Genomic DNA, 20,530 nt, shown 5'->3' with positions numbered 1-20,530 from the left:
TGTCATGGTCCGTCGTACCAAAGAGGAAGCTCAAGAAACCCGTAGCCAGATTCTGGAAGCGGCGGAGAAAGCCTTTTATGAAAGGGGCGTCGCTCGTACGACGCTGGCCGACATCGCGACAATGGCCGGCGTCACTCGCGGCGCTATTTACTGGCATTTCAGCAACAAGGCCGATCTGGTCCAGGCCATGCTGGATTCGCTGCGTGAGCCGCTGGATGAACTGGCCAGAGCCAGCGAAAGTGAAGATGAGCTCGATCCGCTGGGCTGCATGCGCCAACTGCTGATTCATTTGTTTCATCAAGTTGCGCTGGACCCGAAAACCCGGCGTATCAACGAAATTCTGTTTCATAAGTGCGAGTTCACCGATGAAATGTGCGATTTGCGCCAGCAGCGCCGGGACGTCAGTCTCGATTGCAATGAGCGCATCGCTCTGACGTTGCGTAATGCGGTCAATCGCGGCCAGTTGCCGGAAGATCTCGACACTGCCCGCGCGGCCATCAGTATTCACAGCTATATCGATGGCCTTCTGTATGGATGGCTGCTGGCGCCGGACAGCTTTGAGCTGCATGCCGAGGCTGAGCGTTGGGTCGATACAGGGTTGGATATGCTGCGCCTGAGCCCCAGCCTGCGCAAATGAAACAAATGCGTAATTGGCACAGGTTATGTCAGTTGGCCTGCCTTTAAATAGCTTCGCAGCGGGGGGAGTTTAAACGTAGCGAGCTAGGCATTTTGTAGGGAATTTGTGTCTGCTGTGTGAATGAGTGTGAGCCGCTTGCCCTCACCCTAGCCCTCTCCCAGAGGGAGAGGGGACTGACCGAGGTGTTCTTGCGAGATACGCCGACCTGAAAAACCCAGTCGAACTCCGAATTTGAAAACTACACAAATCGGCTCCCTCTCCCTTGGGAGAGGAGACTGACTGACGTGTTCTTTCGAGATACGTCGACCTGAGCTATCCAGCCGAACTCAGGCTTCGAACATTCCCCAATCGGCGCCCTCTCCCTTGGGAGAGGGCTGGGGTGAGGGGCTACGTACTCAGCCGCGCAATCACTCTCCAGGCGAACACAAAAAAGCCCCCGACTCTCACAAGTCGGGGGCTTTCGCGTTTCTGCGTGATGCCTTACAGCGCTGGATAGTCGATATAACCGACCGGCCCTTTCGCGTAGAACAACTCCGGCCGCGCATCATTCAACGGCGCATCCGCCTTCAAACGCGCCGGCAGATCCGGGTTGGCAATGAACGGCACACCAAACGCGACCGCGTCAGCCTTGCCGCTGGCCAGCCATTCATTGGCGCTGTCCTTGGTGAATTTTTCGTTGGCGATGTACGGGCCACCGAAAGCTTCTTTCAGTTGTGGACCGAGGCTGTCGGCACCTTCTTTCTCACGGGAGCAGATGAACGCGATGCCGCGTTTGCCCAGCTCACGAGCCACGTAGGTGAAGGTTTCTGCCAGGTTGTCGTCGCCCATGTCATGGGAGTCGGCGCGCGGTGCCAGATGCACACCGACACGGCCGGCGCCCCAGACTTCGATCGCCGCGTCAGTCACTTCCAGCAGCAGGCGCGCACGGTTTTCCAGCGAACCGCCGTAGTTGTCAGTGCGCTGGTTGGTGCTGCTTTGCAGGAATTGGTCGAGCAGGTAACCGTTGGCGCCGTGGATTTCCACGCCGTCGAAACCGGCAGCCTTGGCGTTCTCGGCACCGGTGCGGTAGGCGTCGACGATGTCGGCGATTTCAGCGGTTTCCAGTGCACGTGGGGTTGGGTAGTCGGCCAGTGGGCGAACCAGGCTGACGTGACCTTTCGGCTGGATGGCGCTTGGTGCCACTGGCGCTTCACCGTTGAGGTACGACGGGTGGGAAACCCGGCCGACGTGCCACAGTTGCAGGAAGATCTTGCCGCCAGCGCCGTGAATGGCTTTGGTCACGTTGGCCCAGCCGCGCACTTGATCGTTGGACCAGATGCCGGGGGTGTCCGGGTAGCCAACGCCCATCGGCGTCACCGACGTGGCTTCGCTGAGGATCAGGCCAGCCGACGCGCGTTGTACGTAGTATTCAGCCATCAGCGCGTTCGGCACGCGGCCTTCGTCGGCGCGGCAGCGGGTCAGCGGAGCCATGATGATGCGGTTGGCTAGTTCGATGTCGCCCAGTTTGATCGGATCAAAAATAGTTGCCATGTCTACAACCCTCATAAGTAAAAGTTAATCAGTTAGTTGCCGGGGCCAGATCGGCATTGCCGTTCTGACGGAAAGTAATCAGGGTCACCAGCAGGGCGAGCACGGCCAGCGCGGCGGCTGCGAGCGGCACGCTGGTCAGGCCGTAACCGTGGGCGATGACGCTGCCGCCAACCCAGGCGCCGAGCGCGTTACCGACGTTGAAGGCGCCGATGTTCAAGGTCGACACCAGGTTCGGTGCGGCTTTGCCGAAGGTCACCACGTTGACTTGCAGCGCCGGCACGGCGGCGAAACACGCGGTGGCCCAGAGGAACAGGGTGATTTCGGTCGGGATCAGCGCGACGCTGGTCCAGGTCAGCACGGTGGAGACCACGGCCATGGCGATGAACACGCCGATCAGCGTGGCGGCCATGCCTTTGTCAGCCAGTTTGCCGCCGATGATGTTGCCGACGGTCAGGCCCAGGCCGATCAGCATCAGTGTCCAGGTCACGCCACGGGGCGACACGCCGGTGACTTCGCCGAGCAGCGGAGCAACGTAGGTGAACAGGGTGAAGACGGACGCGGCGAACAGCGCGGTCATGCTCAGCGACAGCCAGATCCCGGCACCTTTAAGGGCGGCGAGTTCGGCGCGCATGTCGAGTTTCTCTTCGTCACGCTTGGCTGGCAGGAAGCGGATCAGGCCGATCAGCGCGATCACACCAATGACCGTCACCGCCCAGAAGGTCGAGCGCCAGCCGTATTGCTGACCCAGCGCAGTGCCCAGCGGCACACCGAGGACGTTGGCCAGGGTCAGGCCGGTGAACATCAAGGCCACTGCCGAAGCGCGTTTATTCGCTGGCACCAGATTGGCCGCCACCACCGAACCGATGCCGAAGAAAGCACCGTGGCACAGCGCGGTGATCACCCGGGCGAACATCAGCACGTTGTAGTCACTGGCCATCGCACAGAGCAGGTTGCCGACAATAAAAATGCCCATCAACGCCACCAGTGCTGCTTTGCGCGGCAGTCTGGCGGTGGCCATTGCCATGAACGGCGCACCGATCGCCACGCCGAGGGCGTAACCGGTCACCAGCCAGCCGGCGCCGGGGATCGACACACCGAGGTCGGCCGCCACATCGGGCAGCAGGCCCATGATGACGAATTCGGTGGTGCCGATGGCGAAGGCGCTCAAGGCGAGTATGAGGAGCGAGAGGGGCATGCAGGTTTCCTTGTCGGCTGGCTGACGTTAAGGGTCAGAGCTCTTTACTGAGGGTGCTGAGGAACGCCTGGATCACGTCCTCGTTACGTTTGAAAAAGTGCCATTGCCCGGCCTTCTGGCTGCTGATCAGACCGGCGCGTTGCAACGTCGCGAGGTGTGCCGAAACGGTCGACTGCGACAGGCCGCAGCGTTGATCGATCTGCCCGGCGCAGATGCCGTACTCGTGGTTGTGCAACTGTTCCGGAAATTCGTTCTTCGGGTCTTTCAGCCAGTTGAGGATGTCTCGCCGTACTGGGTGCGCCAGGGCTTTTATTATTTCGTCGAGGTCGAGGTTCATGGCAGGGTGCTCACAATGTGTACAACGCTATATCGCGATGTGGCGAAATATAAATCGTTAGATCGCGATACACCAATATGATTTTGATCTGACGTCAGCATAAATTGGTATATCGCGTTATAACGATACGTGTGTGTATGGCTTATGGGCCGCAGTGCTAAGCTGCGCCCATGAACTATCTCGCACATTTACACCTCGGTGGCCAGCGCCCCGGGCAACTGCTCGGCAGCCTTTATGGCGATTTCGTCAAAGGTCGGCTGCAAGGGCAGTTTGCGCCGGAGGTGGAAGCGGCCATTCAACTGCATCGACGGATTGACGTGTTCACGGATCGCCATCCGTTGGTGGATATCGCCCTGGGGCGGTTTTCCGACACGCGCCGGCGTTACGCCGGGATCGTCCTCGATGTGTTTTTCGACCACTGCCTGGCGCGGGACTGGCGGCTGTATGCCGATCAGCCGCTGGAGGTTTTCACCGCTGATGTGTATCGGGTGCTGACCCGCGAACGGCAACTGCCCGAGCGACTGGCGAAGATCGCCCCGCACATGGTCGCCAATGACTGGCTGGGTTCGTATCAGCAATTTGAAGTGCTGGAGCAGGTGTTGCGCGGGATCTCGCGGCGCTTGAGCCGGCCGGAAGAGCTGGCGGGGGCGATGCAGGAGTTGCGACGGTTGTATGAGCCGTTGAGTGAGGATTTCGCTTTGTTTTACCCACAACTTCAGGACTTCGCACAATCCCCCCAGACATCGCAGATCTAATGTAGGAGTGAGCCTGCTCGCGATAGCGGTACATCAGGCAACATCGATGTGACTGACCCACCGCTATCGCGAGCAGGCTCACTCCTACAGGGGATTTGTGTTTTCAGGCGGCAATCAATTCGCCGGCACGACGCGGTTCAGCCGGTTTCGCCACTTCGCCAAACAACGCCTTCTGCACTGCCTGCTGCGCTTCAAACGCCAGCGCCGCGCGCTCACGCCCCTGACAGGCAAGCGGCTTGAGCAGGTGCACTTCAACATCGCCGCAATCATTGCTGAACAGGCGCATCAGGTGCGAGAGCAGATCATCGTCGCCAATGAACGGCGCCAGCGCATCGATTTCGCCATCGCGTAGATAACGGATCGCCACCGGTTGCAGCATCACCTCGGAATCAATCGCCGCCGCCAGCAAGCGACCATGAAAGGTGCGCAGCGAACGGCCATCGGTGGTGGTGCCTTCCGGGAACATCAGCAAGGCGTGCTCGGTTTGCAGGTGACGGGTCATCTGCTTGCGGATCAATTGGCTGTCACCTGAACCGCGACGGATGAACAGGCTGCCAGCCTTCGCCGCGAGCCAGCCGGCCACCGGCCAGGTACGCACCTCGGCCTTGGACAAAAACGACAGCGGCGTGAGCATGCCGAGCAGTGGAATGTCCGTCCATGAAACGTGGTTGCTGACCCACAGCATCGGCTGTTTCGGTAGCTCACCGTGCACCGTCACGCGAAAGGGCAGGGCATTGCTCAGGCGCGCCATGAAGAAGCGCGACCAGCGCTGACGCCGCTCCATCGAATGCGCCAGACCGATGCGTTCAAACACGCCGAAGACGCTGGCCATGGTCAAGCCCAGCGACACCACCAACAGCACCCGCGCGATCCGCGCGTACACCCGCAACCGGCTCATCACACGGCCGCCTTGAAGTGCTTGGCGTAGCGCGGGCAGAGTTCGTCGCGTTTGAGCAGGATGAAAACGTCGGCGACCTGGAAGTCTTCGTCCCAGCACGGCTCACCGCAGATCTTCGCGCCCAGACGCATGTAAGCCTTGAGCAGCGGCGGCATTTCGGCGATTACGTTCGATGGAATATCCAGCGTCGGCAGCGGATTTTTCGGCTCGGCGCGCAGGTTTTCGGTGCACAGATAACGTTCGCGCAGGCGCTGCATGATCGCGTGCGCCTGGATGCCGCCGTCCTGCATCGGAATGCTCGCGCAACCCATCAAGTAGCTGTAACCGCCCTGATTCAATACTTCGGCCAATTCGCCCCACAACACCGCGATGGTGCCGCCGTTGCGGTACGCCGGGTCGACGCAGGTGCGGCCGATTTCGAGGATCGGGCCTTGCAGATGCGCCAGACCATGCAGGCTGAATTCTTCTTCGCTGTAGAACTTGCCGAGGCTGCTGGCGGCGGTGTGATCAAGCAAGCGTGTGGTCGCGACCAAACGGCCGGTGTTCAGATCACGCACGCCAATATGGCTGCAGTGAACATCATAATCATCCATGTCCAGACCCAGTTCCGCGCCTTTCAGTTTGGCGTTGAATTCGCCGCTGAAGACGTTGAAGCGCAAGGCCTGGGCTTGCTGCAGAGCCTCGGCGCCGATCAGGCGTTCGGCTTGCAGGCGGCGTTCATTGCCGGTGTCGCTGATGCGGGCGATCTGAGTCATGTGAATCTCCGTACGGGCCTTTAACCCGTCGTGGGTTGCAGCCGATCGACTTTCTTTATGCAGCCGTGTTGTGCAAAGTCAGGCTATGTAGCCCCGGTGTCATCGCCATGAAAGTTTGGTGATGCTTATATGACAGCCCCCAAGGAGCCTCTAATGCCCTGGCCAGATCTGCTGCACAGCCGTGACCGATTGCCCGCCGTTGCTGACCTGGCCGAGGGTTTTGCGATGTTGTTGCAGCAACTGGGCAACGTCACGCCGTTCGAATTGGCGGTCGCGGGCGGGCGGCGAATGGCGACGCCGGGGCTGGCGTTTCTGGTCGGTTATCAGGCGGCATTGCGCATGTTGTGGCCGAGTGCGCCGCTGAGCCTGGGCGCTTTGTGTGCGACCGAACAGCGCAGTTTGCGCCCGGCGGATATGCAGACGCGGCTGAGCGATTTGCGCCTGAGTGGACGCAAGGATTTCGTCACGGCGGGCGATGCGGCGGACTGGCTGTTGATCGCCGCTCGCAGTGAAGAGCCCGGTGAAAGTCCGCGTCTGAGTCTGGCCGTGGTGTATCCCGGCGAGCCCGGCGTGACCGTGGAAAAACTGCCGGCGCTGCCGTTGATGCCGGACATCAGTCATGGCCGGTTGCAGCTTGACGGGGCGTTGTGCGAGTTGCTCGCCGGTGATGGTTGGGATGCTTACGTCAAACCGTTTCGCACCCTTGAGGATGTTTACGTACTGAGCGCAATGACCGCGTGGTTGTATGGCGTCGGACAGGACAGCGACTGGCCGCAAGCGCTGCAACTGCGCTTGCTGGCGCTGTTGGCCGGGTGTGCCGAGGCGAGTCGGCAACCGCCGAACAATCCCGCCGGGCATGTGTTGCTGGGTGGGTTGTTTGCGCAGTTTGAGGCGCTGGAGGGGGAGGTGAGTCAGGCGTTGGCTGACGGGCCGGCAGAATGGGCGCAGATGTGGCAGCGCGATCAGGGGGTGATGCAGTTGGCGGCGGGGGCTCGGGCCAAGCGGTTGGCCAAGGCTTTGGCGGCGGGCTGAAGGGCCTCATCGCGAGCAGGCTCACTCCTACAGTTGATCGAGTTTCGTCAGTTGAAATGCGATCCCCTGTAGGAGTGAGCCTGCTCGCGATAGCAATCCCAAGAACACCACACATCTGTCATAAACCCTGACTAGTCTCAGCAGGTTCTCTCCAAGAGCCCTCCCCATGTGCAAAGGCCTGTCGCTGTTTCTGCTGCTGATCAGCTTCACCGTTCACGCCGAACAATGGCCGGGTGAAGAATGGCCAACCGGCACGACGCTCACCGATACAGAGGCACTGGGAAATTACGCCTTCCCACCCCGCGACGATGCAACCCGCAAAGGCATCCGCACCGACGCGCTGCTGATCATCCATGACGGCCAGATCGTCTACGAACGCTACGCCGGCCCGACCACTGCACAAACCCCGCATCTGACCTGGTCGATCAGCAAAAGCCTGATGGCCACGGTCCTTGGTGTGGCGTATGGCGAAGGCCTGTTCAAACTCGAAGACCCCGCAGCGAAGTTCTATCCGCCACTCGCTAAACACCCGCAGATAAAAATCGCCGACCTGTTGCACTGGGCCTCCGGCATCGACTGGCAGGAAGACTACGAGTACGCCCCGCTGAAATCCTCGGTGGTGGCGATGCTCTATACCCGTGGTCATCGCGACATGGCTGCATTTACCGCCGACCACGTCATCTATGCCAAACCGGGTGAGGCTTTCCGTTACTCCAGTGGCGACAGTAACCTGCTCGCGGCGGCGTTGAAGAACATCGTCGGCCCGCAGCACTATCCAGACTATCCGTGGAAGGCGCTGTTCGAACCGTTGGGCATTCGTCATGCCGTGTGGGAAACCGATGCCGCTGGCACCTTTGTCGCGTCATCTTACGCTTATCTGACGGCGCGGGATCTGGCGCGTGTCGGTTTGTTGATGGCCCGCGATGGACGATGGAGTGATCGCCAATTGCTGCCCAAGGACTGGGTCGCGTTCAACCTTGAACCCTTCGCCGGTTACAAGGCCCATCAGGACGAAGCGGTGCCCGGCGGCCAATGGTGGCTCAATCGCCCGGCGGATAGCGCCGCATCACCGTGGCCCGATGCACCGCCCGACACCTTCGCCGCGCTTGGCCATTGGGGCCAGGCGCTGTACGTAATCCCCAGCGCCAACCTGGTGATCGTGCGTTACGCCGATGATCGCGATGGCAGCTACCGCCATAACGAACTGCTCAAACGCGTGCTGAAGGCGGTGCATCCATGAAGCGCTTCTTGCTGTTAGTGCTGGTCCTGCTGCTCGGCTGGGTCGTCTACGAACGAGAAAACCTGTGGGCCTTCCCCGACATCATCAGCGCCTACACCGCCAAGGAATATTGTTCGTGCCGGTATGTGATGAACAACGACGCCGAGTATTGCCGTGGTTATGTGAAGCAGTGGCTGCCGACCAGCCAGTTCACCGATGACCCCGCCAGCAAAACCATTACCGTCAGCGGCATGGGCCGCAGCAACCGCGCCCAGTGGCAAAGCGAACGTCAGGGCTGTCGTTTACAGCCTTGAAAGATCGCAGCCTTCGGCAGCTCCTACAGGATCGGGTCCACCCTGTAGGAGCTGCCGAAGGCTGCGATCTTTTGATCTTGATGTTGCAATAACGGCGTGGGCGGTTAAGGTTCGTGCAGGTTTATCGGCCCCACGAGTGTTCAATGTTCAACCGCCCCCTCTGTGCAACCCTGTCGAGCCTGTTGCTCGCCGCCGTCGCGCTACCGGCGCAGGCCAATTGGTACCTGGACGGCGAGTCGTCGCGGCTGTCGTTCGTCAGCACGAAAAACGCCAATGTTTCCGAAGTGCAGCGCTTTCTGGTGCTGCACGGTAAGGTCGATCCCAACGGTCGCGCCGAAGTCGAAGTCGAGCTGGACTCAATCAACAGCGGCATCCCGCTGCGCGATGAGCGCATGCGCAAGGAGCTGTTCCAGATCGAGCAATTCCCCGAAGCGACCATCACCACCCAGATTGACCTGCGCCCGATCAACGATCTGGCCCCCGGTGCGCAGCTGGAATTACGTCTGCCGCTGACCGTCAACCTGCACGGCAAGCAGCACGAATACCCGGCCGAGTTGCTGGCGACGCGTCTCGATGACCGGCGCTTTCAGGTTGTCACCCTCGAGCCGCTGGTGATCAACGCTGAAGATTTCGATCTCCTGCCGGGGCTGGAAAGCCTGCGCAAACTCGCCGACCTGTCGGCGATCAGTCTGTCGGTGCCGGTGGGTGCGGTGCTGATCTTCACGGCGCGCTGACATGCGCGGCGCGGTGTTCCCGTGGCGGGATGGCAACCGGTTCGAACTGTTGATCGACGGCCCGCAATTCTTTCCGCGCATGCTCGAGCAGATTGCTGGCGCTCAAGAGCAGATCGAACTCGAACTGTACCTGGTCGAGGCCGGCGCCTGTGCTGAAACCATAGTGCAAGCGCTGGTGCTGGCGGCCGAACGTGGTGTGCGCGTGCGGTGCCTGTTCGATGATTACGGCAGCCTGGCGTTTACGCTCAATCTGCGTCAGCGCCTGACACACGCTGGAGTCGAACTACGTTTCTACAATCGCCTGAGCTGGCGGCGCTGGGTCGGCAATTTCTATCGCGATCACCGCAAATTGCTGCTGGTCGATCAGCGTCTGGCGGTGGTCGGCGGCACCGGAGTCACTGACGAGTTCTGGACGCCGGGCCATGACACCAGCGAATGGCACGAAGTGATGGTCGAGATCAGCGGCCCGTTGGTGATCGACTGGCAATTGCTGTTTGATCGTCAGTGGATCGCCAACCGCTATCGCCGCGCCTGGCGCCCGGCCGCGCATTTTGGTCTGCCACGTTTGCCGCGCGTGCCGGACAAGGGCGAGGGCATGGGCCGTGTGGCGTATGCCGACGCCCGCCAGCACCGCGACATTCTGCAATCGCTGTTTCGCGCCCTGAACAGCGGGCAAAAACGCATCTGGATGGCCACGCCGTACTTCCTGCCAACGTGGAAAATCCGCCGCTCCCTGCGCAAAGCTGCGGCGCGCGGTGTCGACGTACGCTTGCTGCTGACCGGGCCGCGCACCGATCACCCGTCGGTGCGCTACGCCGGGCATCGCTACTACCCGCGATTGCTCAAGGCCGGGGTGCAGATCTTCGAATACCAGCCGTGCTTTCTGCATTTGAAAATGGTGCTGGTCGACGATTGGGTGAGCATTGGTTCGTGCAACTTCGATCACTGGAACCTGCGCTTCAATCTGGAGGCGAATCTGGAGGCGCTGGATCCGTCGTTGACGGCAGCGGTAGAGGCGAGTTTTGTGAAGGACTTCGGGCTGAGTCAGCAGGTGAGTCTGGAGGAGTGGCAGCGCCGACCGTTGTGGCGGCGGGTGAAGCAGCGGGTGTGGGGCTGGGTGGATCGGGTGGTGGTCAATATCCTCGACAGACGCGGCTAAAACCGATTCTGAATACACCCTAAATCCAATGTGGGAGCGAGCCTGCTCGCGAAAGCGGTGTGTCAGTCAGCAATTGTTTAGCTGAATGACCGCTTTCGCGAGCAGGCTCGCTCCCACAGGGTTTCGCGGTGTGCTTGCGGTTACAGCAACTCGAAGCTCTGCTGCGTCACGTCCTGGGAATCCAGGCCGATCTGCACGTTGAACTTGCCAGGCTCTGCCGCGTACTTGAGCTGGGCGTTGTAGAACTTCAGGTCATCCTCGGTGATGGTGAAGTGCACGACTTTCTGTTCGCCGGCCTTGAGCATGATTTTCTGGAAGTTCTTCAGTTCCTTCACCGGGCGGATCATCGAGCCGGTGACGTCCTGGATGTACAACTGCACCACGGTTTCGCCGTCACGCTTGCCGGTGTTTTTCAGCATGACGCTGGCGTCGAGCTTGCCAGTGGCGTTGAGGGTGGTCGACGACAGCGCCATGTCGCTCAGGGCGAAGTTGGTGTAGCTCAGGCCATACCCGAACGGGAACAGCGGGCCAGTCGTGTCATCGAAATACTGCGAGGTGTAGTTGCCCGGTTTGCCCGGCGTGAACGGCCGGCCAATGCTCAGGTGGTTGTAGTAGGTCGGGATCTGGCCCACGGAGCGCGGGAAGGTCACCGGCAGTTTGCCCGACGGGTTGTAGTCGCCGAACAGCACGTCGGCGATGGCGTTGCCGCCCTCGGTGCCGCTGAACCAGGTTTCCAGAATCGCGTCAGCCGACTGGTTCTCTTCGAGAATGGTCAGCGGACGGCCGTTCATCAGTACCAGCACCAGCGGTTTGCCGGTGGCTTTGAGCGCACGGATCAGCTCGCGCTGGCTTTCCGGGATGTTCAGGTCGGTGCGGCTGGAGGATTCGTGGGACATGCCACGGGATTCACCTACCGCTGCAACGATCACGTCAGCATCCTTGGCAGCTTTCACTGCTTCGTCGATCAGCACGTTGGCCGGGCGCGGATCGTCGACCACTTCCGGCGCATCGAAGTTGAGGAAGTTCAGGTAGTCCAACACCTTCTTGTCGCTGGTGATGTTGGCGCCACGGGCGTAGATCAGGTTCGACTTGTTGCCGATCACCGAACTCATGCCATCGAACAGCGTCACCGATTGCGCAGGGCGCCCGGCGGCGGCCCAACTGCCCATCATGTCAATCGGCGCTTTGGCCAGCGGGCCGACCAGCGCGACTTTTGCGTCTTTCTTCAGCGGCAGGGTTTCGTTCTGGTTCTTCAGCAGCACCAGACTGCGACGCGCCACTTCACGGGCCTCGGCGCGGTGCAGACGACTTTCGGCGTAGGTGTCGGCCGGATCATCTTCAGCCTTGCCGATGCGCAGGTACGGATCCTTGAACAGGCCCATGTCGTACTTGGCCGCGAGCACTTCACGCACGGCGTTGTCGATGTCTTTCTGCTCGATCTCACCGGACTTGAGCAGCCCCGGCAGTTCTTTGCCGTACAGGGTGTCGTTCATGCTCATGTCGATACCGGCCTTGATCGCCAGCTTCGCCGCTTCACGACCGTCGCGGGCCACGCCGTGCTTGATCAGTTCGAAAATCGCACCGTGGTCGCTGACCGCCAGGCCCTTGAAGCCCCAGTCGCGACGCAGCAGATCGTTCATCAGCCAGGTGTTGGCCGTGGCCGGAATGCCGTTGATCGAGTTCAACGCGACCATCACACCACCGGCGCCGGCATCGATCGCGGCGCGGTACGGTGGCAGGTAATCCTGGTACATCTTCACCGGACTCATGTCGACGGTGTTGTAGTCGCGACCGCCCTCGACCGCGCCGTACAGGGCGAAGTGCTTGACGCTGGCCATGATGCTGTCAGCCGCGCTCGGGGTGGCGCCCTGATAGGCGCGAACCATGACGCCGGCAATGCGCGAGGTCAGGTAGGTGTCTTCACCGAAGCCTTCGGAGCTGCGGCCCCAGCGCGGGTCGCGAGAGATGTCGACCATCGGCGCGAAGGTGATGTCGAGGCTGTCGGCAGCGGCTTCTTTAGCGGCAACGCGCCCGGACTGGCCGATGGCGTCCATGTCCCAGCTCGAGGCGAGGGCCAGCGGAATCGGGAAAATCGTACGGTGACCGTGGATCACGTCGTACGCGAAAAACATCGGAATCTTCAGGCGGCTGCGCATGGCAGCGTCCTGCATCGGCCGGTTTTCCGGGCGGGTGATCGAGTTGAACGTGCCGCCGATGTTGCCGGCAGCGATCTCTTTGCGGATCAGCTCACGTGGCATTTCCGGGCCGATGCTGATCAGGCGCAACTGGCCGATCTTTTCATCGAGGGTCATCTGGTTCATCAGATTGCTGATGAACGCGTCCTTGTTTTCCAAGGGTACCGGGGTCGTGGCGGCCAATACTTGATGACTGGCCAGGCTGACGAACAGACCCAGCAAACACAGCTTCTTCATGAATATTTTTCTCAAGGGCCCAAGCGGCAATGCAACGCCGGCCAGCCAAAATTTAGGGAGCGACTATTGTTGTTCGGGTACGGGCTCAAAGAAACAGAGCCAAAAACGGCAGCCGACACTTGCCAGCATGATCACGCAGGGCACTTTTTAGCCCATTGCCCCGTCGTAATCCAGCGACGCGGCCGATTATGCCCCAAGAGCCCGCTGAGAATGTTTCGCGCTCGGTTTTTATAATGATATGTGCCAAGGAGCATCACCGCGATGAATGTAAGCCCAACCAATCGCTCGCGTTTACAGGTCGCCACGCTGCTGGTGCTGGCCACGCTGTTGACCGCGTGCGGCATCAACAATATCCCGACCCTCGACGAACAGGCCAAAGCCGCATGGGGACAGGTGCAGAACCAGTACCAGCGCCGCGCCGACCTGATCCCCAATCTGGTGGAAACGGTGAAAGGTTATGCAGCTCACGAGCAGGAAACGCTGACCGCAGTGATCGAGGCGCGGGCGAAAGCCACGTCTATTCAGGTGGATGCCAGTACCCTCGACAACCCCGAGAAACTCAAGCAATTCCAGCAGGCGCAGGATCAACTGACCGGCGCATTGAGCCGCTTGATGGTGGTGTCCGAGCGCTATCCGGATCTGAAGGCCAACCAGAACTTCCTCGCCCTGCAATCGCAGCTGGAAGGCACGGAAAACCGCATCGCCGTGGCGCGCCGCGACTTCATTCTGGCGGTGCAGAAATACAACACCGAGATTCGTACCTTCCCCGGTCGGCTCTGGCACAGCGTGATGTACAGCGATCTGCCGATCCGCGAAACCTTCGAAGCCACCACGCCCGGCGCGGAAAAGGCCCCGGAAGTGAAATTCTGATTCGAGGTTGTCCATGCGCGTGTTGAAAATGGGCCTGGTGCTGATGCTGTGGCTGTTCGCCGTCAGCGCCCAGGCCGAGTTGACGTTCCCGGCGCTCAGCGGGCGGGTGGTGGACGAAGCGCAGATGCTCGAGCCGTCGGTGCGCGCGCAACTGGGCCAACAGTTGCAGGCCCACGAGCAGGCGACCGGCGAGCAGTTGGTCGTCGTTACGCTGCCGGATCTGCAAGGCACCACCATCGAAGATTTCGGCGTTCAGCTCGGCCGGCACTGGGGCATCGGCCAGAAGGACAAGAACAACGGCGCGCTGCTGATCGTTGCCCGTGACGAGCGCAAACTGCGCATCGAAGTCGGTTATGGCCTGGAAGACCGACTGACTGACGCGCAGACTTCGGTGATCATCCATCAAGTCATAACCCCTGCCTTCAAGACCGGCAATTTCAGCAAAGGCATCAGCGATGGCATCGCGGCGATGCTGGTGGTGCTGGGCGGTAATCCGCTGGATGAGCCGTCGACGGTGTATGAATCCAGCGGTGATCCGTCCGATGATTTCATCTCGCGGCATCCGGGATTGTTCGTGTTTTTGGTGATGTTGTTCATCCTGACGGTGTTTGTCTGCCAGATGCTCGGTATCCTGCCTGCCGGCCGTGGCGGCTCCGGAGGAGGGGGCGGCTTCGGCGGTGGTGGCGGGTTTGGCGGCGGTGGAGGCGGAGGCTTCAGCGGCGGCGGGGGCAGTTTCGGCGGCGGTGGTTCGTCCGGCGGCTGGTGATATCAGAAGAATAATGAGCAGGCACTTTTCAACATGGCACTACTGACCGAACACGAACAACGCAAAGTCGCCGAGGCGATCGCCCGGGTCGAGCGCGACACCGACGCCGAATTGGTGACGGTGCTGGCCGCCCGCGCCGATGACTACGCGTACATCCCGCTGTTGTGGGCAAGCCTCCTGGCACTGGTGGTGCCGGGCGTCGTGCACTACCTGACCGGCTGGCTGACCCTGCGCAGTCTGCTGCTGGTGCAGTGGGGTGCGTTTATCGTGCTGTGCCTGCTGTTTCGTCTGCCGAAAATCACCACTCATTTGATACCGCGTCGCGTGCGGCATTGGCGTGCGTCAAACCTGGCGCGGCGGCAGTTTCTCGAGCAGAACCTGCATCACACCGTGGGCAGCACGGGGATGCTGATTTTTGTGTGTGAGGCGGAGCGGTATGTGGAGATTCTGGTGGATGAGGGGATTTCCAAACGGCTGGATAATAAATCCTGGGATGCCATTGTCGCGGCGTTTACCGAGCAGGTCAGGCAGGGGCGCACGCTGGAAGGGTTTGTCACGTGTATCGAGGCGTGTGGGGAATTGCTAAAGGTGCATGTGCCGGTGACGCAGGTGAGGAATGAGTTGCCGAATCGGTTGATTGTGCTGGGGTAAGACCTGGATTATTCGTCGACGCTGAGATCCAGTCCCTCACCCCAGCCCTCTCCCGGAGGGAGAGGGGGCCGACCGAGGTGTCTGGTGCTCGACATCGACCTGAAAAACCGAGTCGATTATGGATTCAAAGCAACTCGTTCAAACCTGAGTTCGACTCGGTATTTCAGGTTGGCGTACGCGTGAAAACACCTCGGTCAGTCCCCTCTACCTCTGGGAGAGGGCTAGGGTGAGGGCGCTTCTAACAACCGTTCGGTAAATAAGAGCGTGTCCCCAACCCCTATCCCCCCTAAAATACCCGCCATTCCCGATTTCGCCCGTCCGAGGCCGCTTTTCCATGTCCGTTACTGCTCCTGCCACCCAGCCTGCGCCCGATCACCACGCCCAGTTTATCGAGCTGCTGCAAACCAGCCTCGAACAGAACGGCTTCATCAAACTGGTGCTGGCCAAGTACGTCGGCGAAGAAGTGGATTTGCAGCGGGTCATCATCAAACCGGTGACAGTCAAGGCGCAGCCGAATCTGTCCTTCGTCTATCGCTACAAAACCCGCGACATCACCAAAAACCTGCCGCTTAGCGAAGGCGTGGCGACGATTGCCGCGTTACTGCCAGCCGCGTTCAAAAATGCCCATTTACTGGCGGTGACTGACGAAGCCCAGCTCGAATACAGCAAAAAGGGCAAATCTTCGCTGTTCAAGAGCAAACCTCAGCAATTGCGCGAAGCTCCGTCCGCCGAGCACAACCGCGAGAAAAACCGCTTCCTTGAGCTGAGCCGACCGTTCCTCAAGGATCTGGGCGTGACCAACGCGCAGCACGAGTTGATCCCGGCGATGTCGCGCAAGTGGAAGCAGATCAACAAGTTCATCGAAGTGTTCAGCCATGCCCTGACCTCGTCGCCGCTGGCGCTGGACAAACCGGTGCGCGTGGCGGATTTCGGTTCGGGCAAGGGCTATCTGACGTTCGCGATTCACGATTACCTGCGCAACACGCTCAAGGCTGAGGGCGAGGTCACCGGCGTCGAGCTGCGCGAAGAAATGGTCAACCTGTGCAACTCCGCCGCAGCGAAGCTCGATCATCCGGGCCTGGTGTTCAAGTGCGGTGACGTGCGCAGCGTGGCGCCGAGCGAGCTGGACGTGATGATCGCCCTGCATGCCTGCGACATCGCTACCGATTACGCGATCCACACCGGCATCCGTTCCGGCGCGTCGATCATCATGTGCTCGCCGTGCTGCCACAAACAGATCCGCCTGCAGATCCAGAGCCCGGCGCTGCTCAAGCCGATGCTGCAATACGGTTTGCACCTCGGTCAGCAAGCTGAAATGGTCACCGACAGTTTGCGTGCGCTGTTCCTTGAGGCCTGCGGTTACGAGACCAAGGTCTTCGAGTTCATCTCGCTGGATCACACCAACAAGAACAAGATGATTCTGGCAGTGAAGCGCGCCGAGCCGGTGGATCCGGCGCAGTTGTTGGTGAAGATTCAGGAGTTGAAAGACTTCTACAACATCAGCGAGCACTGCCTGGAAACCTTGCTGCGCGCTGACGGCTACCTCGCCTGACACAAAACCCTGTGGGAGCGAGCCTGCTCGCGAAAGCGGACTGACAGTCAACGATGATGTTGGCTGTTACGGACCCTTCGCGAGCAGGCTCGCTCCCACATTTGATTTCACCGCAGTCTTGCGACCGAGCATGACGGTGGCAATCACGCCACACGCAAACACCCAGGTAATCGGTTCGACATGTTCGCCAAAGAACAGCGCCGAAAACGCGATGGTGAAGAAAATCTGCAGCAACTGGATCTGACTGACCCGGGCAATGCCGCCCATGGCCAGCCCGGCGTACCAGGCGAAGAAGCCGAGAAACTGCGAAAACAACGCCACATAACCAAACGCCCACCAGGTCCTGGGCGACACCGCGCCCTGATGTTGTAGCGCCAGATACAGCACCGGCCCGATCAACAGCGGCGTCGACAGCACCAGCGCCCAGCAGATCACCTGCCAGCCGCCCATCTCCTTGGCCAAGCGGCCGCCTTCGGCGTAGCCCAGTCCACCAACGGCAATCGCGCCGAGCATCAGCAAATCACCCGCCTGAATGCTACCGGCACCGGTATACAACGCATAACCGAGTACCAACGCACTGCCCAGCGCCGCGTAGGCCCAGAAGGCTTTTGACGGGCGCTCATGGGACAACCACGCGGCATACAGCGCCACGCACAGCGGTTGCAGGCCGTTGACCAACGCACCGTGGGACGCCGGCAAGGTTTGCATGGCCCACGCCGACAACACCGGAAAACCCAGAATCACCCCGGCGATCACCAGGCTCAGGCCTTTGACCTGCTGCCAGCTCGGCCACTTCTCGCGGCGCCATAACAGAAGCAGCGCCGCCGGAATTGCTGCGAACAGTGCGCGGCCCAAACCGTTGAGCAGCGGATGCAGTTCCTGCACCACGATGCGGGTGAAGGGCAGGGTGAGGCTGAAAATCACCACGCCGAGCAGGCCGAGGGCCATGCCGGTGTTTTCGCGCGAGGACATGAGGGGAGACCAGAATCGTAGGGAATTGGAAGGTGTCCTCATCTAGCCATAATCCGCGAATTTCGGGATGTTACAGCTAGGCACGGACTTAGGCGTACAGTTTGAAGGCCCCTTCGCGAGCAAGCTCGCTCCCACAGGAGAATGCATTCCAATGTGGGAGCGAGCTTGCTCGCGAAGAACGATGACACGGTCTCAGGTAGTAGCCGGTTGTTACCCGAGCCTCCGGATAAGGTCTACCTTCAATACTCCCAAGCATTCCCCAGAGGAGTCCTCCCCATGGCTGCGAAAAAGATTCTGATGCTGGTCGGCGATTACGTCGAAGACTACGAAGTGATGGTGCCGTTCCATGCCCTGCAAATGGTCGGTCACACCGTCCACGCCGTGTGCCCGGACAAGGCTGCCGGCAAAACCGTGCGCACCGCGATCCATGATTTCGAAGGCGATCAGACCTACAGCGAAAAACCCGGTCACCTGTTCGCCCTCAACTTCGACTTCGCCAAGGTCAACGATGCCGATTACGACGCGCTGCTGATCCCCGGCGGCCGTGCGCCGGAGTACCTGCGCCTCAACGAAAAAGTCCTCGACCTGGTGCGTGCCTTCGGCAAGGCCGGCAAACCGATTGCCGCCGTCTGCCACGGTGCGCAACTGCTCGCGGCGGCGGGTGTACTTGAAGGCCGCGAATGCAGCGCCTATCCGGCTTGCGCGCCGGAAGTGCGTCTGGCGGGCGGTACGTACATCGATATTCCGGTGACGGACGGCCACGTTCAAGGCAATCTGGCCACAGCCCCGGCATGGCCGGCGCATCCGAACTGGCTGGCCGGTTTTCTCGGCTTGCTCGGCACTAAAATCACCCTGTAACGAGGATTCGCCGATGTGCGAGCTCTACGTCAAGGCTGACCCGATTCTCTACGAATCTCGCTCGCGTTCGCTGCGCATCTGCGGCGTGGTGACGACGTTGCGCCTGGAGAATCAGTTCTGGGACATCCTCAGCGAAATCGCCGAGGTCGATGGCATGACCACCAACCAGTTGATCGCCAAGCTGTATGAAGAGGTAATGGATTATCGCGGGGAGGTGGTTAATTTTGCCTCGTTCCTGCGGGTGAGTTGTACGCGGTATTTGAGTCAGCGGCGGGTGAGTACGCCGGAGTTGTCGGTGGTGCGGGCGGTGGTGAAATAGCCAGCATCGCAGTGACCCTTTCGCGAGCAAGCTCGCTCCCACTTTCGACCGCGTTCTGCAACTGGAATGCGGTCCCATGTGGGAGCGAGCTTGCTCGCGAAGGGGCCGGTACAGGCGACAGAAGTCTGGGGCTGGTCTTTACTCATTTGCGCGAAATATCTCAATCGCCAAGGAGCAACGAGCATGTCCGGATGGTACGAACTCAGTAAAAGCAGCAACGGCCAGTTCAGGTTTCTGCTGAAAGCGGCGAATGCCGAAACGATTCTGACCAGCGAGTTGTACACCACTCGCGCTGCGGCCGACGGCGGCATCGCGGCGGTGCAAACCAACAGCCCGCTGGATGAGCGCTATGAGAGGAAGTCGACGAAGGACGGCCATCCGTACTTCAATCTGAAAGCGGCCAATCATCAGATCATCGGCAGCAGCGAATCCTATTCATCGGATGCGGCGTGCGACAAAGGCATTGCCAGTGTGAAGGCGAACGGACCGAGCAAAGTGATCAAGGACAAGACCTTGCCGGTGCTCTAAATTCACCACATTCCTTTGTAGGAGTGAGCCTGCTCGCGATAGCGGTGGGTCAGTCGATACATGCTCAGCTGATCCACCGCTATCGCGAGCAGGCTCACTCCTACATTGTTTTTTGTGGTGTCAGTGAGATCAGCGCAGGGATTTCAGGATCGTTTGCAGCTGCGTTTGGCCCGCTTCACTCAGCGGGAATACCGGCAAACGTGGATCACCCACCTCAAGCCCGGTCTGCCGCAACCCAGCCTTGATCGTCGCCGGCAAGCCACCCTTGAGGATGAAATCCAGCAGCGGCAACTGGCGATAGAACAAATCCCGCGCGCGATCCAGATCCCCAGCCATGGCGGCCTCATACAAATCCAGGTTCAGCTGCGGGATCAAGTTCGGCGCCGCTGTGCACCAGCCTTTCGCCCCGGCGGCAAACGCTTCCAGTGCCAGCGGATTGCAGCCGTTGTAGAACGGCACCTGACCTTCGCCGAGCAATTGCAGTTTGTGCATGCGCTGAATATCGCCGGTGCTCTCCTTGACCATGGTTACGTTTTCCACGCTGTTGACGATGCGCAGAATCAAATCAACCGACATGTCGGTGCCGCTGGTGGCCGGGTTGTTATAGAGCATGATCGGCACGCCGATGCTTTCGCCGATGGCGCGGTAGTGGGCGAGGATTTCTGCCTCAGTGAGCTTCCAGTACGAGGCGGGCAGCACCATCACCACATCGGCGCCGTGGGCTTCAGCGAAACGCGCGCGGCGTATGGCTTTGGCGGTGGTCAGGTCAGACACGCTGACGATGGTTGGCACGCGTTTGGCCACGTGTTTGATGCTGAATTCGGCAACCTGATCCCACTCCGCATCGCTCAGGTAAGCGCCTTCGCCGGTGCTGCCCAGTGGTGCAATGGCGTGGACGCCGCTGTCGATCAAACGATCGATCGATTGGCCGAGCGCGGGCAGATCCAGCCCTTCGCCATTGGCGCCGAACGGGGTGATGGTGTAGCCGATAATGCCGTGAATAGTGGACATGGGAAT

At 60.4% G+C, this 20,530-nt stretch carries 22 protein-coding genes; 14 read left to right on the top strand and 8 right to left on the bottom strand.

Annotation, left to right across the window (positions count from 1 at the left end):
- The first annotated feature begins 4 nt into the window (after positions 1–4).
- Complete coding sequence (emhR, locus tag CKW17_RS06055; RefSeq protein WP_016982806.1) at positions 5–637, top strand: efflux system transcriptional repressor EmhR; 633 nt, start codon at positions 5–7, stop codon at positions 635–637.
- Between the two features lie 480 nt (positions 638–1,117).
- Here the strand turns inward: emhR and CKW17_RS06050 are convergent, their stop codons facing one another.
- Genes CKW17_RS06050 through CKW17_RS06040 form a run of 3 tightly spaced genes read right to left on the bottom strand, consistent with a single transcriptional unit; the run spans position 1,118 to position 3,699 of the window.
- Positions 1,118–2,167, bottom strand: a complete 1,050-nt coding sequence (locus CKW17_RS06050) for an alkene reductase (protein WP_095119171.1) — start codon at positions 2,165–2,167, stop codon at positions 1,118–1,120.
- 28 nt (positions 2,168–2,195) lie between these two features.
- The gene (locus CKW17_RS06045; RefSeq protein WP_095119170.1) at positions 2,196–3,362 is read right to left on the bottom strand and encodes an MFS transporter; all 1,167 of its coding nucleotides are present in this window, start codon (positions 3,360–3,362) and stop codon (positions 2,196–2,198) included.
- 34 nt (positions 3,363–3,396) lie between these two features.
- A complete protein-coding gene (locus tag CKW17_RS06040; RefSeq protein WP_007917068.1) occupies positions 3,397–3,699 on the bottom strand; it encodes a helix-turn-helix transcriptional regulator in 303 nt (100 codons plus the stop codon).
- A gap of 170 nt (positions 3,700–3,869) precedes the next feature.
- On the opposite strand from CKW17_RS06040, the gene CKW17_RS06035 reads away from it, so the two are divergent.
- Positions 3,870–4,454, top strand: a complete 585-nt coding sequence (locus CKW17_RS06035; protein WP_095119169.1) for an ACP phosphodiesterase — start codon at positions 3,870–3,872, stop codon at positions 4,452–4,454.
- A gap of 103 nt (positions 4,455–4,557) precedes the next feature.
- Here CKW17_RS06035 and CKW17_RS06030 read toward each other — a convergent pair whose 3' ends face one another.
- On the bottom strand, positions 4,558–5,352 hold the full coding sequence (locus CKW17_RS06030; protein WP_016982802.1) for a 1-acyl-sn-glycerol-3-phosphate acyltransferase: 795 nt from the start codon (positions 5,350–5,352) through the stop codon (positions 4,558–4,560).
- Positions 5,352–6,107 (bottom strand): L-ornithine N(alpha)-acyltransferase, encoded by a 756-nt coding sequence (gene olsB, locus CKW17_RS06025; protein WP_016982801.1) that lies wholly within the window; start codon positions 6,105–6,107, stop codon positions 5,352–5,354. Before olsB ends, CKW17_RS06030 begins: the two co-directional genes overlap by 1 nt.
- Before the next feature lie 153 nt (positions 6,108–6,260).
- Here olsB and CKW17_RS06020 point away from each other — a divergent pair, with 153 nt between their 5' ends.
- The 5 genes from CKW17_RS06020 to CKW17_RS06000 all read left to right on the top strand — a co-directional run bounded on the left by CKW17_RS06020 (position 6,261) and on the right by CKW17_RS06000 (position 10,565).
- Positions 6,261–7,139 (top strand): acyl-CoA dehydrogenase family protein, encoded by an 879-nt coding sequence (locus tag CKW17_RS06020; RefSeq protein ID WP_095119168.1) that lies wholly within the window; start codon positions 6,261–6,263, stop codon positions 7,137–7,139.
- 166 nt (positions 7,140–7,305) lie between these two features.
- Positions 7,306–8,379 carry a serine hydrolase gene (locus CKW17_RS06015; RefSeq protein ID WP_095119167.1) on the top strand — a complete coding sequence of 358 codons (1,074 nt, stop codon included), beginning with the start codon at positions 7,306–7,308 and terminating at the stop codon, positions 8,377–8,379.
- Complete coding sequence (locus CKW17_RS06010; protein WP_095119166.1) at positions 8,376–8,672, top strand: amidase; 297 nt, start codon at positions 8,376–8,378, stop codon at positions 8,670–8,672. The genes CKW17_RS06015 and CKW17_RS06010 overlap by 4 nt, the downstream gene beginning before the upstream one ends.
- A 143-nt stretch (positions 8,673–8,815) precedes the next feature.
- Positions 8,816–9,406 carry a YceI family protein gene (locus CKW17_RS06005; protein WP_095119165.1) on the top strand — a complete coding sequence of 197 codons (591 nt, stop codon included), beginning with the start codon at positions 8,816–8,818 and terminating at the stop codon, positions 9,404–9,406.
- Position 9,407: 1 nt separating this feature from the next.
- Complete coding sequence (locus CKW17_RS06000) at positions 9,408–10,565, top strand: phosphatidylserine/phosphatidylglycerophosphate/cardiolipin synthase family protein (RefSeq protein ID WP_095119164.1); 1,158 nt, start codon at positions 9,408–9,410, stop codon at positions 10,563–10,565.
- Between the two features lie 140 nt (positions 10,566–10,705).
- On the opposite strand, the gene bglX is transcribed toward CKW17_RS06000, so the two are convergent.
- Positions 10,706–12,997, bottom strand: a complete 2,292-nt coding sequence (gene bglX / locus CKW17_RS05995; protein WP_095119163.1) for a beta-glucosidase BglX — start codon at positions 12,995–12,997, stop codon at positions 10,706–10,708.
- A 261-nt stretch (positions 12,998–13,258) separates the two neighbouring features.
- Here bglX and CKW17_RS05990 point away from each other — a divergent pair, with 261 nt between their 5' ends.
- The 4 genes from CKW17_RS05990 (at position 13,259) to CKW17_RS05975 (ending at position 16,836) form a co-directional block, all read left to right on the top strand.
- Positions 13,259–13,867, top strand: coding sequence for a LemA family protein (locus CKW17_RS05990; RefSeq protein ID WP_095119162.1), 609 nt, complete (start codon positions 13,259–13,261; stop codon positions 13,865–13,867).
- A gap of 13 nt (positions 13,868–13,880) precedes the next feature.
- Complete coding sequence (locus CKW17_RS05985) at positions 13,881–14,633, top strand: YgcG family protein (protein WP_095119161.1); 753 nt, start codon at positions 13,881–13,883, stop codon at positions 14,631–14,633.
- A gap of 33 nt (positions 14,634–14,666) precedes the next feature.
- Positions 14,667–15,284 (top strand): TPM domain-containing protein, encoded by a 618-nt coding sequence (locus CKW17_RS05980; RefSeq protein WP_038358258.1) that lies wholly within the window; start codon positions 14,667–14,669, stop codon positions 15,282–15,284.
- 334 nt (positions 15,285–15,618) lie between these two features.
- Entirely contained in the window at positions 15,619–16,836 is a 1,218-nt protein-coding gene (locus CKW17_RS05975; RefSeq protein WP_095119160.1) for an SAM-dependent methyltransferase, read from the top strand.
- A gap of 66 nt (positions 16,837–16,902) precedes the next feature.
- Here CKW17_RS05975 and CKW17_RS05970 read toward each other — a convergent pair whose 3' ends face one another.
- Complete coding sequence (locus tag CKW17_RS05970; protein ID WP_095119159.1) at positions 16,903–17,808, bottom strand: DMT family transporter; 906 nt, start codon at positions 17,806–17,808, stop codon at positions 16,903–16,905.
- Between the two features lie 276 nt (positions 17,809–18,084).
- Between CKW17_RS05970 and CKW17_RS05965 the strand changes: the two genes are divergently transcribed.
- The 3 genes from CKW17_RS05965 to CKW17_RS05955 all read left to right on the top strand — a co-directional run bounded on the left by CKW17_RS05965 (position 18,085) and on the right by CKW17_RS05955 (position 19,513).
- Entirely contained in the window at positions 18,085–18,666 is a 582-nt protein-coding gene (locus CKW17_RS05965; protein ID WP_095119158.1) for a DJ-1/PfpI family protein, read from the top strand.
- 13 nt (positions 18,667–18,679) lie between these two features.
- Positions 18,680–18,985 carry a ribbon-helix-helix domain-containing protein gene (locus tag CKW17_RS05960; RefSeq protein ID WP_095119157.1) on the top strand — a complete coding sequence of 102 codons (306 nt, stop codon included), beginning with the start codon at positions 18,680–18,682 and terminating at the stop codon, positions 18,983–18,985.
- A 183-nt stretch (positions 18,986–19,168) separates the two neighbouring features.
- Positions 19,169–19,513, top strand: coding sequence for a YegP family protein (locus CKW17_RS05955; RefSeq protein ID WP_095119156.1), 345 nt, complete (start codon positions 19,169–19,171; stop codon positions 19,511–19,513).
- Between the two features lie 129 nt (positions 19,514–19,642).
- Here CKW17_RS05955 and CKW17_RS05950 read toward each other — a convergent pair whose 3' ends face one another.
- Positions 19,643–20,524 (bottom strand): dihydrodipicolinate synthase family protein, encoded by an 882-nt coding sequence (locus tag CKW17_RS05950; RefSeq protein ID WP_095119155.1) that lies wholly within the window; start codon positions 20,522–20,524, stop codon positions 19,643–19,645.
- Between the last annotated feature and the right edge of the window lie 6 nt (positions 20,525–20,530).

It is taken from the genome of Pseudomonas sp. Irchel s3f10 (genome assembly GCF_900187515.1).
Classification (GTDB): domain Bacteria; phylum Pseudomonadota; class Gammaproteobacteria; order Pseudomonadales; family Pseudomonadaceae; genus Aquipseudomonas; species Aquipseudomonas tensinigenes.
This window is presented reverse-complemented; position numbering and strand designations above follow the sequence as displayed.